At 42.1% G+C, this 12,945-nt stretch carries 13 protein-coding genes; 9 read left to right on the top strand and 4 right to left on the bottom strand.

Going from position 1 to position 12,945, the window contains the following annotated elements; translation table 11 throughout:
- Positions 1-80: 80 nt before the first annotated feature.
- From ABG082_RS17820 to ABG082_RS17810, 3 genes are all read right to left on the bottom strand, one after another.
- A complete protein-coding gene (locus ABG082_RS17820) occupies positions 81-749 on the bottom strand; it encodes a glycosyltransferase family protein (protein WP_046526772.1) in 669 nt (222 codons plus the stop codon).
- Positions 742-1,431: a class I SAM-dependent methyltransferase gene (locus ABG082_RS17815; RefSeq protein ID WP_348936336.1), complete on the bottom strand. Its 690-nt coding sequence runs from the start codon at positions 1,429-1,431 to the stop codon at positions 742-744. Before ABG082_RS17815 ends, ABG082_RS17820 begins: the two co-directional genes overlap by 8 nt.
- A gap of 298 nt (positions 1,432-1,729) precedes the next feature.
- Complete coding sequence (locus ABG082_RS17810) at positions 1,730-1,870, bottom strand: anti-repressor SinI family protein (RefSeq protein ID WP_008345506.1); 141 nt, start codon at positions 1,868-1,870, stop codon at positions 1,730-1,732.
- 458 nt (positions 1,871-2,328) lie between these two features.
- Between ABG082_RS17810 and ABG082_RS17805 the strand changes: the two genes are divergently transcribed.
- Positions 2,329-2,712 carry a GtrA family protein gene (locus tag ABG082_RS17805; RefSeq protein WP_024719496.1) on the top strand — a complete coding sequence of 128 codons (384 nt, stop codon included), beginning with the start codon at positions 2,329-2,331 and terminating at the stop codon, positions 2,710-2,712.
- A 26-nt stretch (positions 2,713-2,738) separates the two neighbouring features.
- Positions 2,739-2,996, top strand: coding sequence for a hypothetical protein (locus tag ABG082_RS17800; RefSeq protein WP_008345502.1), 258 nt, complete (start codon positions 2,739-2,741; stop codon positions 2,994-2,996).
- Between the two features lie 34 nt (positions 2,997-3,030).
- On the opposite strand, the gene ABG082_RS17795 is transcribed toward ABG082_RS17800, so the two are convergent.
- Positions 3,031-3,876 (bottom strand): AraC family transcriptional regulator, encoded by an 846-nt coding sequence (locus ABG082_RS17795; RefSeq protein ID WP_008345501.1) that lies wholly within the window; start codon positions 3,874-3,876, stop codon positions 3,031-3,033.
- 175 nt (positions 3,877-4,051) lie between these two features.
- Between ABG082_RS17795 and ABG082_RS17790 the strand changes: the two genes are divergently transcribed.
- The 7 genes from ABG082_RS17790 (at position 4,052) to qoxC (ending at position 12,944) form a co-directional block, all read left to right on the top strand.
- Positions 4,052-5,236, top strand: coding sequence for a galactokinase (locus ABG082_RS17790; RefSeq protein WP_348936335.1), 1,185 nt, complete (start codon positions 4,052-4,054; stop codon positions 5,234-5,236).
- Complete coding sequence (gene galE, locus ABG082_RS17785; RefSeq protein ID WP_348936334.1) at positions 5,236-6,228, top strand: UDP-glucose 4-epimerase GalE; 993 nt, start codon at positions 5,236-5,238, stop codon at positions 6,226-6,228. The genes ABG082_RS17790 and galE overlap by 1 nt, the downstream gene beginning before the upstream one ends.
- Positions 6,229-6,259: 31 nt before the next feature.
- Positions 6,260-7,780 carry a UDP-glucose--hexose-1-phosphate uridylyltransferase gene (galT, locus tag ABG082_RS17780; RefSeq protein WP_348936333.1) on the top strand — a complete coding sequence of 507 codons (1,521 nt, stop codon included), beginning with the start codon at positions 6,260-6,262 and terminating at the stop codon, positions 7,778-7,780.
- Positions 7,781-7,787: 7 nt separating this feature from the next.
- Entirely contained in the window at positions 7,788-8,870 is a 1,083-nt protein-coding gene (locus ABG082_RS17775; protein WP_348936332.1) for an aminopeptidase P family protein, read from the top strand.
- Positions 8,871-9,384: 514 nt separating this feature from the next.
- Entirely contained in the window at positions 9,385-10,341 is a 957-nt protein-coding gene (qoxA, locus tag ABG082_RS17770) for a cytochrome aa3 quinol oxidase subunit II (RefSeq protein WP_089374137.1), read from the top strand.
- A gap of 27 nt (positions 10,342-10,368) precedes the next feature.
- On the top strand, positions 10,369-12,327 hold the full coding sequence (qoxB, locus tag ABG082_RS17765; protein WP_008345496.1) for a cytochrome aa3 quinol oxidase subunit I: 1,959 nt from the start codon (positions 10,369-10,371) through the stop codon (positions 12,325-12,327).
- Complete coding sequence (qoxC, locus tag ABG082_RS17760; RefSeq protein WP_007497820.1) at positions 12,327-12,944, top strand: cytochrome aa3 quinol oxidase subunit III; 618 nt, start codon at positions 12,327-12,329, stop codon at positions 12,942-12,944. Before qoxB ends, qoxC begins: the two co-directional genes overlap by 1 nt.
- The last annotated feature ends 1 nt before the right edge of the window (position 12,945 follow it).

The raw sequence follows: 12,945 nt of genomic DNA, 5'->3' as shown, positions 1-12,945 counted from the left end.
CAAGGTACTCCAATGCATATGAGACGATCTGGTTGTTTATGACAGTATATCATAAAAAAGGCACCCAAAAAGGGTGCTTTCTATCGATAATTTGCAAGAAATGTTTGTCTTGCTTTTTCATATGCTTCTGCATCAAAATGATCTCCGCATTTGTGAATACACCAGGGCTCCACTTGCCTTGCAATCCCAACCTCATATCCCTGCTGTGCAAACTCAAAAGACTGTGACACATCATAAAAATGAAACCCGTCTAAGAGGTCCTCACGCCACTTGATATCATATTGTGTTGCCATAAAAAGACCGTCAATAGCAGAAGCTTTGATATAACCTTGGGGCTCTGTCTGTGGATGACCAGATTCAAACGTTAGCAGCTGATAGGTGTCGTGCCGATATTCAATGACTTTCCCTCTGCAATCATGGCTCTCCCACCAGATTCCATTGTCTGGCACACTTTCTGCACCTATTACCCCAAGCATGCCAAGTGACGGATTCTGCAAGAAAAGTGGGATCAGCTCGAGAAGCATATGCTGTTTGACGATGAGTGTATCTTGATGAAGATAAATTTTAAACTGTGCAGGATGAGTGAGAGCTTCATTGTATCCAGAGGCCATACTTGATGCATGTCTAATGGGCAAAACCTCTACATGATACCCGTGCGGAGCAGGAAGTGAAGCAAGCTGCCGGAAGCAAGCTTGAAACATCGACTCATCATTTACACATAAAACAAATAAGATGGTGGGGCTACTCATTGAGTTGAACCGCCTCAACCACGTATTGATAGGCTGTCGCTGCCTCGTTAAAATCAAAACGGATGCCATGTTTTACGAGTAATTCATGTAGATCATTCATGACGCCCGTATAGGAAGGGTGTTGTACACGAATGGTTTCAAGCTCACGAACATGGAACTCGGCTGACTGAAAGAGGGCATGAATTTCGTGAAGGGTAAAGAAGCGTAAATGTGTTTGATCCATTAATCCTGCATCTGTATAAGAAAATCTCCCAGCCAGTAATTCTAAAACCGTTGAAATATGACCAATATTCGGAATGGAAGACAAGATGACCCCTTCCTTTTTCAGAAAAGGTTTGACCTTTTTTAAAACGGCCCAAGGGTCTAATAAATGTTCAAGGACGTCTCCGAAAATGATGCAGTCAAATTGTTCATGCTGATAAGGCAGCGCCATCTGTTCAATATTGCCGCATAAAACATGATCCAGCGCTTTCTCAGCCTGCTTTGCCGCATCTTCAAAAGATTCAATTCCATATATGGTACGGTCTTGTTGTTTTAGGACTTTGCCAAGCTGGCCTGTGCCGCATCCGATATCCAAGATAGACGTCCATTCCTTACGAATACGATGGACAATCACAGGGTTCACACCGTGATAATATTGATCCTTCTTTTGATGATAATAAGATAGGGAATCTGAACTCACGCGCCACCCACCTTTCTTCTTTCTTGTGTCTCATGCTTAATATATGGGTGGGGAGCTTGGTTTTATAACGAAAATGGGCAATTTCCATGAATGACAGCTAAAAAGGGGTCATATAAAGAACAGGGAACGGACTGTCCTCCTAAAAATAGAAAGACAGAACCCCATTGAGTGGAAGGGATTGGTATGATGAGGTGTTCAATTATTGTAGCGTATCGTCATGAAAGGATGTTTAAAAGGTCAATTGACAGGTTAGAACTTTAGCCAAAGCAATCTGAAAGACAAAGGATAACGGCGTTGATTACGGTTTGTTTATCATCTTCTGATCACCGTTGGATGTTAAAAAAGCTTGTATTTCCTCGATGCCTAGTCCAATTTTTTTCGCTTCTTGAATCAAATAAACCCACTCTTCGTCAACTCTTCTTTTCACTTGCGTATCCATAATATCCTCCAGTTCAATAAGACATATTCATCTGCAACCAATGACTTGAACAAACCGTCTAGTAACTGTACGTGTATGTGAATGGAGTACAAAAATAGATTTTTGTCGAAAAATGATGACATTTAACCTATTTTGTAAAATCTATCACCTACCACGTTCCTAAAAAAATGACTAAAAAACCCATAAATATTGAATTCTTACTTCTCATAATAAACAATTGTAAAGTCAGTTAAAAGATTATAAATTAAAATAATGATAAAGACCTAAATCATTTGACTCATATAAACCAATAAGGTTGACATATGCCATCAGCGTGAACAAATTTCATCTTTGCAGGACGCACATATTGTGCGTTTGGGAAGTTCTTCTTAAGATGGTATTCTAAAAGAAACAGAATTCACCAAGAAGGAATGAAGAAAGACATGTATAGCCTTTTTCAAAAGTATCAAGAAGTTGTCATGTATCTGATCATGGGTGTGTGTACAACCATTGTCAACATAGTCAGCTTCTATTTATTCGTTGAGATGTTTTCTATGGATTACAAAACAGCAACGGTTGTTTCATGGGTATTTGCTGTGCTCTTTGCTTATATCACCAATAAGAAGTATGTCTTCAAGCAAAAGGCTCGTGACACAAAAAGCCTGATGCGTGAGCTTTCTTCATTTTTTAGTGTCCGTCTCATGTCTCTAGGTGTAGATCTGGGGCTGATGATTTTATTTGTGAGCCAAATGGCGCTCAACGAAACCGTCGCAAAAATTCTTGTTAACTTTGTGATTGTCGTGGTCAATTATGTCGCCAGTAAATGGTTCGTCTTCAAGAAAACAAAAGAAGATGCGATTTAACACATGAAAAAGATAGGTGATGTGAAATGAGCAGCAGGCCAGACGAATTATATGATGCCATATATCAACAAACAGAAAAGCAGCATGAACAAGTGTTGAGGCTAGTCAAAGAAATGACCGCACATCCAGAAGCATTTTCTGAACAAGAAAAGGAAAAGATCAACCGAATGGACATTGCGCTTCAAACAGCGACGGACATTTTAGAAAATTTAATGACCCCTGATACGCAAATGACCATTGTTTTAAGACAAGGGAGAATTCGTGTTGACCTGACGAAAGCGTAAAAGAAGCAGCCAATTGAAAAGCGGCTGCTTTTTATTATGCATCGCTTGTTTCCCGGAGTTGCTTTGGAGACATGCCGATTTTCTTTCGAAAGACTTTATTCAAGTAATTCGCGTTTCGGTAGCCGCACTGTGTGGCGATTTCTTCAATCGAGTATTTCGTTGTTTTCAGTAACGTTTCCGCCTTCTCTAAACGAATATTGGTTAAATAATGAATCGGTGTGAAGCCAGTTGCCTTTTTGAATTCCCTCGTAAAATGACTTTTGGATAAACGTGCCGCAGCTGCCATATCGTCAGGCCCAATCTCCTCGTGAAAATGGTGGCTTGCAAATAAGGCCGCTTGGACGATGGGCTCAGGCCATTTCTCCATTTGTCCCTCAAGCTTTGGCAAATATGAATACAGTTCCATGACAAATTGATAAGCAAGGCTAGACCCCTCAAATGGATTGGTAATCCGTCTTTCACTGGCTTCATCATAAATCTTCTTTAGCAGGCGGATCGGTTTGGAATTCGGATGAAAACGCATGACCTGCTTTCCTTGATCGATAAATTGATCAAAGCAAAGGTCACAGGCTTCCCCATAAAGTGTTAAATAGAGAAATTCCCAATGTTCACTGTCTTCTGGAAAATAGTATTGATAAGCACTGGGGCTTTTCACCAGAAAGGCCTGTCCAGGCAATACTTTGAATCGTTTCTGTCCGATTTCAATCATGCCGTGTCCAGACAGTGTGAGCTGAAAGATGCACTTGCCCTGATCCTTCCGCTCTACGCCATTCCAGCTGTATAACGAAGATGATTGAACTTCCCAGCCAACAGACCAGATTTGGGCCGGCAATGTCACATCAGAATGGTGAAAACGAAATGCAAATGCTTCCTTCTTCAAATTGGAAACCCTCCTTCACAGCAAAAAACAACCTTTTTCTATTTTGAATCATGTTACACCTCATATCACATCGTACCATTCACAGCAAAAAAAGGGTATTTTTTAACGATTTTTTTACCATTGAACTTCAGCTGACGGGGCAACTAAAATAAGATTATCAGAAGAGAAAAGGGGAATGGATATGATCGACACATTACGAGCAGCATTTCACCAGCAATTTGGAGATCAGGAAGAACTCCGCTATTTTTTCGCCCCAGGCAGAGTCAATCTGATTGGTGAACACACAGATTATAATGGGGGCCATGTCTTTCCATGTGCACTCACTCTTGGTACATATGCTGCGGGAGCAAGACGATCAGATGGACGCGTCAGAATGTATTCCTTGAATTTTGAAGAAGAAGGTGTGAAAGAGTTCGACCTTTTTGAAATCGCTTTCTCAGAATCGGACGGCTGGGCGAATTATCCGAAGGGAGTATTCCAACAGTTTATCGAAGCAGGCATGGATGTGAAAGAAGGCTTTGATATTGTATATGCCGGCAATATCCCAAATGGCGCAGGCCTGTCATCCTCTGCCTCTATTGAGCTCGTCACGGCTGTCTTGATCAATGAATGGTCGTCATTCGGCGTAACGCAAATCGACCTAGCCCTTCTTGCGCAGCGTGCTGAAAATGAGTTTATTGGCGTGAACTGCGGCATTATGGATCAATTTTCAATTAGTCTTGGAAAAGAAGGTCACGCTATTTTGCTCAATTGTGACACGCTTTCCTTTGAATACAGCCCATTTCGGCAAGAGGGTCTGGCACTTGTCATTGCCAATACAAATAAAAAACGAACACTTGCAGATTCCAAATACAATGAACGCCGTTCAGAATGTCAATCTGCTTTAAACGATCTTAGAAAAGAACGAGATATTGCGCATTTATGTGAGCTCACGGTGGATGAATTCGCTAAGCATGAACATTTGATACAAGATGAAACGTGTAGAAAACGTGCAAGACATGCCATCACGGAAAACGAGAGGACCATGAAAGCAGTAAATTTTCTGAAAGATGATAAAATGGAAGAACTAGGTGCACTCATGAAGGCATCTCACCTTTCTTTAAAGAATGATTATGAAGTCACTGGGCATGAGCTAGATGCACTGGCCGAAGCCGCATGGCAACATCCAGGGGCGATTGGTTCCCGTATGACAGGTGCTGGCTTTGGGGGCTGTACCGTCAGCATTGTGATTGAAGAGCTTCTGGACTCATTTATAGAAGAAACAGGTGCGATTTATCAAGAAAAAACAGGCATTCAAGCCTCTTTTTACACAGCTGGAATTGGAGGCGGCGCTAGAGAATTAACGAAGGAGGAATTTTGATGGCAATTTTAGTATGTGGGGGAGCAGGTTTTATTGGCAGTCATGCGGTAGCGGCTCTTTTGGCTAAAGGAGAACAAGTAGTAATTGTGGATAATTTGCAGACAGGTCATAAAGAGGCAGTCGTAAAGGATGCCGTATTAGAAGAGGGAGATTTAAGGGGTCATGCTTTTTTAAGACGGGTTTTTCAAACGCATGACATAGAAGCGGTCATGCACTTTGCGGCAGATTCTCTTGTTGGAGAAAGTGTAACAGACCCGCTGAAGTACTATGACAACAATGTCGGAGGGGCAACGGCTTTACTTCAGGTGATGAATGAATTTGATGTGAAACGCATTGTATTCTCTTCAACTGCTGCGACATATGGTGAACCAAAGCGTGTACCGATCGTTGAAACGGATGAGACGAACCCAACAAATCCTTATGGGGAAACGAAGCTCGCGATTGAGAAAATGCTGAAGTGGTCTGAGCAGGCATATGGTATTGAATATGTTGTGCTTCGCTATTTTAATGTAGCCGGTGCTCATACAGAAGGGATTGTCGGTGAAGATCATCAGCCAGAAACGCATTTAATCCCGATTATTCTACAAGTGGCTTTAGGAAAGCGTGATCAAATCATGATTTACGGTGATGATTATGAAACAGAGGATGGTACATGCATTAGAGACTACATTCATGTCATGGATTTAGTAGAGGCGCACATTCTAGCGGTTGAGCGTCTGCGTGAAGGAAAAGGAAGCGCGACGTACAACTTAGGGAACGGCACAGGCTTCTCTGTGAAGCAGGTCGTAGAAGCTGCAAGAGAAGTGACGGGGCATGCCATTCCAGCACAGGTGGCAGAAAGACGTGCGGGTGATCCAGCTAAGCTGATTGCTTCATCAGAAAAAGCGCTGAAAGAACTAGGATGGAAGCCGCAATATGCAGATCTCCACACCATCATTCAAAGTGCATGGGATTGGTTTCAGAAACATCCAGATGGCTATCAAAGTGAGTAACGTGTAGCAGGCAAGGGAGGAGACAAAGGGAATGGCGATTGATATTTTTGAAAAGCTAGAACAGCTGATTCAGTACGGGATCAATACAGAGCTAATATCACCACTAGATATGGATTATACAAGGAACCGGCTGCTAGAGGTGCTTGGTCTCGATGATGCTGAGGCAAGAACAGTCTCAGGAGACAGCGACCTTGAAGACATCTTAATGCCGATGCTCGATTGGGCAGTTGAAACAGGTCTTATTCCTGACGGGACAGATACGTATCGTGATTTATTAGATGCCAAAATCATGGGCTGCTTGGTGGCGCCTCCGAGTGTCATCTATGCAAAGTTTGAAGAGAAACGCCAACATGACGGACCAAAGGCAGCGACAAGCTGGTTTTATGAAATGCAGCAGCATGCCCACTATATTCATACAGGCAGAATCGCCAAAAATGTGCAGTGGTTTACACCGACAGAAGATGGTGAGCTTGAGATTACGATTAATCTATCGAAACCGGAAAAGGACCCAAAAGCGATCGCTGAAGCCAAAAAGCTGAGTCAAAAGCAATATCCTCTTTGTCTCCTTTGTAAAGAAAATGTTGGGTTTGGGGGACGCATCAATCACCCAGCAAGACAGAATCACCGGATTATTCCGGTGACACTTACAAATGAGTCGTGGTTTATGCAATTCTCGCCGTATGTGTATTACAACGAACATTGTATTGTGTTCAAGGGCGAGCATGAACCAATGCAGATATCTAAAAAGACCTTCGAGCGTCTGCTTTCCTTCATATCTATATATCCGCACTATTTCATAGGATCAAATGCTGATCTTCCCATTGTTGGAGGTAGCATATTAAGTCATGACCATTTTCAAGGTGGTGCTCATGAATTTCCGATGGCGAAAGCAGAGATGGAAGAAGTGTTTTCTCTCGAAAAGTTTCCGAGGATGAAGGCAGGTATTGTGAAATGGCCGATGTCAGTGATCAGGCTTCAAAGCAGCGACCAGCAGACACTTGCGGAGGCAGCGGATTTTATATTAAATGAGTGGAAAATGTATTCAGATCCAGAAGCGGGGCTGTTCTCTCATACAGGAGAGACCCCGCACAATACCATTACACCAATCGCACGCCGTCATGGGGATGAGTACGAATTAGATCTCGTGCTACGAAATAATCGTACAGACAAGCAGCACCCAGGCGGAATCTTCCACCCGCACAAAGAAGTTCATCATATTAAAAAAGAGAATATCGGATTAATCGAAGTCATGGGTCTCGCCGTCCTTCCTGGAAGATTAGCAGAGGAATTAAGCCAGCTAAAAGCGGCGCTGCTATCCAAAAACCCTCTTGAAGAAATCAAAGCCTGTCCGCCTATCATGAAGCACGAGTCATGGGCAGAGCGTCTGATCGAAGAGAATACCTTTACGAAGGACAACGTAGAAACCATTTTACAAAAAGAAATCGGACTCATTTTTTCTCGTATACTCGCGCAGGCGGGTGTGTTTAAAAGAACAGAGCAAGGGAAAACAGCATTTAAACGTTTCATTCAAACACTCCATACAGGCAGGTGATGAGTTGATGATTGAACAGGTAAGAACTTTAATGGAAGAAAAACAACTCGACGGTGTTCTCATTCAAAAGCGTAATAACTTTTCTTGGCTTACAGGAGGAAGAAGAAACCACATTGTGTTAAACACGCCAGAGGGCGTTTGTCAGCTACTTGTGTTGAAAGACGATATTGTCCTAGTTGTGAATCAAATGGAAGAAAAACGAATCATTGAAGAAGAAATGGCGTATTTTGACCATCCCTTTCAAGTCGTCACAATGGATTGGTTTGAGGATGAGACTCCTTACATTCAAACACTCATAAAAGACAAACGAATCGGTGCGGATATTCACATGGAAGGAGTGGAATGGATCGAACCCGATTTGTCTCGTGTTCGATCAATCCTTTCAGCACCACAGCTCAGCCAATACGAAACCCTTTGTCATGACACAGCTGTTATTGTAGAAAGTGTCTGTAAAGAAATCGTTCCAGGACAGACGGAGCATGAAATTGCTTCGCTTGTTGCTCAAAGAGCGATCGGGCAGGGGATGACGATAGAAGTGCTGCTCGTGGCGACAGATGACCGGATTCATCAATATCGCCACCCGATCCCAACAGAAAAAGTACTTCAAAAGCATGCACTGGTTGTCCTTTGTGCTGAACGGCATGGACTCGTGGCAAATGTCACAAGATCCGTTTACTTTGGACAGCTACCAAAGGAGCTTGAAGAAAACAAGGAAAGGCTTGCGCGAATTGACACGGTCATGAATGCAGCCACTCGTCCAGGGAACACCATTGGAGATGTATTGAAGGCAGGCATTGCTCAATATGAAAAAGAAGGATTTCCTGATAGCTGGAAAAAGCTTCACCAAGGAGGGAAGACTGGATTTGTGTCTAGAGAGATCATTGCAGTTCCTTCATCCGTGGAAGAGATCCAGCTTCATCAAGTATTCACTTGGAATCCTTCCTTACCAGGATTGAAATCAGAGGATACGATGGTCGTAGAGAAAGAGGGGAATCGCTTTTTAACCTATACAGGCAAGTGGACGTATATAGACATAGAACATGAAGGAAGCATCTATAGGCGACCAGACATTTTGGTGAGAGATGAATAAATGAGAAACCGGCGATGAGCCGGTTTTTTGCTGGAAGTCTTTAGTGAGTTTCCACTCATTTATCACCATTACCAATCATTACAGCGCATAGGCGAGCGATCGATACTTTCTTTTCTTGTCGACTTGCGTTAAAATGAGTAAGGTTTTTGTTAAATATGGGGATACCTATTTCGGAATTGTTTACCTAGATAAAATTTCATAAAGTTAAATTGAAATTTGACCAAACTTTTTTATTGTGGTAAACCTAAATTTGACAAAGTTCTTGATTGTATGTCCTTTGCCTTCAACTCTCAACTTTTCAAAATCCTAGAAATTTATTGTGTGTGCAATAATATATATTTATGTCGAATTTATGACATTTTAATAGAAATCTGTTGAAAAATAAATGAACTTTTGAAAAAAGGGAAGCTAACTCCAACAGATTTTGATAGCATTACAAAGGGAAGAAAAGTTTTCGAAGGCAGATGGCTTTTCACAATTATTCAGCAATTTATACATTATTTAAGGAAGGATGGTGATCTTCTTGTTCAGAGCCATTAAACCTATGCTTTTATTAGCGATGCTCGTGAGTGTTTTTGTATTAGGAGGTTGCAGCAATATCGCTGTTTTAGATCCTAAAGGACCAGTCGCAGCACAACAAAAAGACTTAATCCTTTTATCTATTGGATTCATGCTCTTTATCGTTGGTGCGGTATTTGTACTGTTTACCATCATTTTGGTTAAATACCGTGAGCGTAAGGACGTTGGAAACGCCTCTTATAACCCAGAACTACACGGGAATACGCTTCTAGAAGTTGTCTGGACAGTGATCCCAATATTAATCGTTGCTGCCCTTTCAGTTCCAACTGTAAAAACCATTTACTCTTTGGAAGAGGCGCCTCAAGCAACAAGTCATAAAGATCCACTTGTCGTTTATGCTACAGCAGTTGATTGGAAATGGATCTTCAGCTATCCAGAGGAAAATATTGAAACAGTGAACTACTTAAACATTCCAAAAGATCAGCCGGTTTTATTTAAAATCACTTCTGCTGATACAATGGCATCACTATGGATTCCTCAGCTAGGCGGGGAGAAGTATGCGATGGCTGGAATGGAAATGGAACAATATCTTCAAGCTGATGAAGTAGGCACATATGAAGGAAGAAACGCCAACTTCACAGGCGAAGGCTTTGCTCAGCAAAAATTCAAAGTCAATGCGATGACGCAGTCTGACTATGATAAATGGGTAAATAAAACGAAAAAAGAAGCACCAAAGTTAACGAAGAAAACGTATGACTACTTGATGCTTCCTGATGCTGCAGATGTGCAGACATTCTCATCAACACATTTATCTTTTGCGAAGCACGGAGAGGATTCTGAATATGCACTCCAAGCACGCAAACGTTTAGGTTACCAATCAGTTTCTCCGCATTCCAAGACAGATCCTTTCGAGAATGTGAAGAACTATAAAAGAAAACTAGAAAACGAATAAACTGACTAAGGAAAGGAGGAGGCCGTTATGCATTTAAAATGGGATGAGTTTTTTGTAACTGGAGACCCATTAATTCTTGGTGCGCAAATTTCTATCGCTCTTACTTCCATTGCCATTGTGTTTGTTTTAACCTACTTCAAAAAGTGGAAATGGCTCTGGAAAGAATGGCTGACATCAGTTGATCATAAAAAGCTTGGAATCATGTATATCCTTGCTGCTGTGATTATGTTCTTCCGCGGTGGGGTAGACGGACTGATGATGCGCGCGCAGCTGGCGCTTCCTAATAATACGTTTTTAGATTCAAACCACTATAATGAAATTTTCACAACGCATGGTACGATCATGATTTTATTCATGGCGATGCCATTCTTAATTGGTTTAATCAACGTCGTGGTTCCTCTTCAAATTGGTGCACGTGACGTTGCATTCCCGTATTTGAACAACTTGAGCTTCTGGACATTTATGGTCGGAGCAATGCTGTTCAACATTTCCTTCGTTATTGGAGGATCACCAAGTGCAGGCTGGACGAGTTACATGCCGCTCGCCGGAAATGATTTCTCACCAGGACCTGGACAGAACTACTACTTGCTCGGGCTCCAAATTGCAGGTATTGGTACACTAATGACAGGTATTAACTTCATGGTGACCATCTTAAAAATGCGTACCAAAGGTATGACGCTTATGCGTATGCCGATGTTTACATGGACAACATTGATCACGTCTGTCATTATCGTTTTCGCATTCCCTGTTTTAACAGTTGCTTTAGCACTTATGACATTCGATCGTTTATTCGGTTCAGCATTCTTTACACTCGAAGCGGGCGGAATGCCAATGCTTTGGGCGAACCTTTTCTGGATTTGGGGACATCCTGAGGTATATATCGTTATCCTGCCGGCTTTCGGTATTTTCTCAGAAATCTTTGCGACGTTCTCAAGAAAGCAGTTGTTTGGTTACAAAGCGATGGTTGTATCGATTGTGGCAATCTCTGTTCTTAGTTTCCTTGTGTGGGTTCACCACTTCTTTACAATGGGGAACAGTGCAGCGGTTAACTCATTCTTCTCAATCACAACAATGGCGATTTCTGTACCAACAGGTGTGAAAATCTTTAACTGGCTCTTTACAATGTATCGAGGCCGTATCAGTTTTACATCCCCAATGCTTTGGGCACTTGGTTTCATCCCGAACTTCGTAATCGGTGGTGTGACTGGGGTTATGCTTGCGATGGCAGCTGCGGATTACCAGTACCATAACACGTACTTCTTAGTATCCCACTTCCACTATGTATTAATCGCAGGTACTGTATTTGCTTGTTTTGCAGGTCTTGTTTTCTGGTATCCGAAAATGTTTGGTTACAAGTTAAACGAACGAATCGGCAAATGGTTCTTCTGGGTATTCATGATCGGATTTAACATCTGTTTCTTCCCGCAGTACTTCTTAGGACTGCAAGGAATGCCAAGACGTATTTATACGTATGGACCAGAAGATGGCTGGACTGCACTAAACTTTATTTCAACAATTGGTGCATTCATGATGGGTATCGGATTCATCATCCTTTGCTATAACATTTACTACAGCTGGAGACATGCGAAACGTGAAGTGTCTGGAGACAGCTGGGGAGAAGGACGTACGCTTGACTGGGCGACATCTTCTGCAATTCCGCCGCATTATAACTTTGCAGCACTTCCAGAAGTGACGTCACCAGATGCATTCCATCATTGGAAGCAAAACAATGTAGACGTTCATCCTGAAAAAGAATTCAAGAAAATTCACATGCCGCACAATTCAGGCAGACCGCTTATCATGTCTGCATTCTTCGGACTTGGTGCATTCGGTCTTGTATTTGAATGGTACTGGATTGGCGTTATCGGCTTAATCGGTGTATTCGCAACAATGATTTTACGTTCATTTGAATATGACGATGGCTACTATATTCCTGTTGAAGAAGTGATTGAAACAGAGAAAAAGAATAAGGAGGCGCAGAAGTAATGGGACATAATGATAGCAGCTATGCAAATGCACCGCTTGAATATCAGTCTGAAACAGGACGTTTAAACATCCTTGGTTTCTGGATATTCCTTGGCGCGGAAATCGTGTTATTCTCAACACTTTTTGCGACCTACTTTGTTCTTCATGGCAGAACAGCTGGCGGCGTTTTGCCAGCTGAGCTATTTGATATGAAGCTTGTATTGATCATGACATTCCTGCTATTGGTGAGTTCATTTACATGCGGGATTGCCGTTCATGAAATGCGCCGTGGAAGTACAAAAGGGGTTGTCATTTGGACGATTCTGACACTGCTTCTAGGTGCAGGCTTCGTTGGTTTTGAGATTTTCGAATTCTTCCATTATGTACATGAGGGTGCGAGCATCCATACAAGTGCATACTGGTCTGCATTCTTTGTTCTTTTAGGAACTCACGGATTACACGTATCCATTGGTATCTTCTGGATTACGGGCGTCTTGTTCCAAATTAAAAAACGTGGATTAACACCACAAACAGCAGCGAAGATCTTTATCTCAAGTCTATACTGGCATTTCCTTGATGTTGTATGGATTTTCATCTTCACAGCTGTGTACTTGATCGGATTAGGGGGGCTTTTGTGAT

This window comes from Bacillus sp. BS1807G30 (assembly GCF_040047675.1).
Classification (GTDB): Bacteria; Bacillota; Bacilli; order Bacillales; family Bacillaceae; genus Bacillus; species Bacillus altitudinis.
The sequence above is the reverse complement of the archived record's forward strand: the minus strand, read 5'-3'. Positions and strand labels throughout refer to the sequence as shown.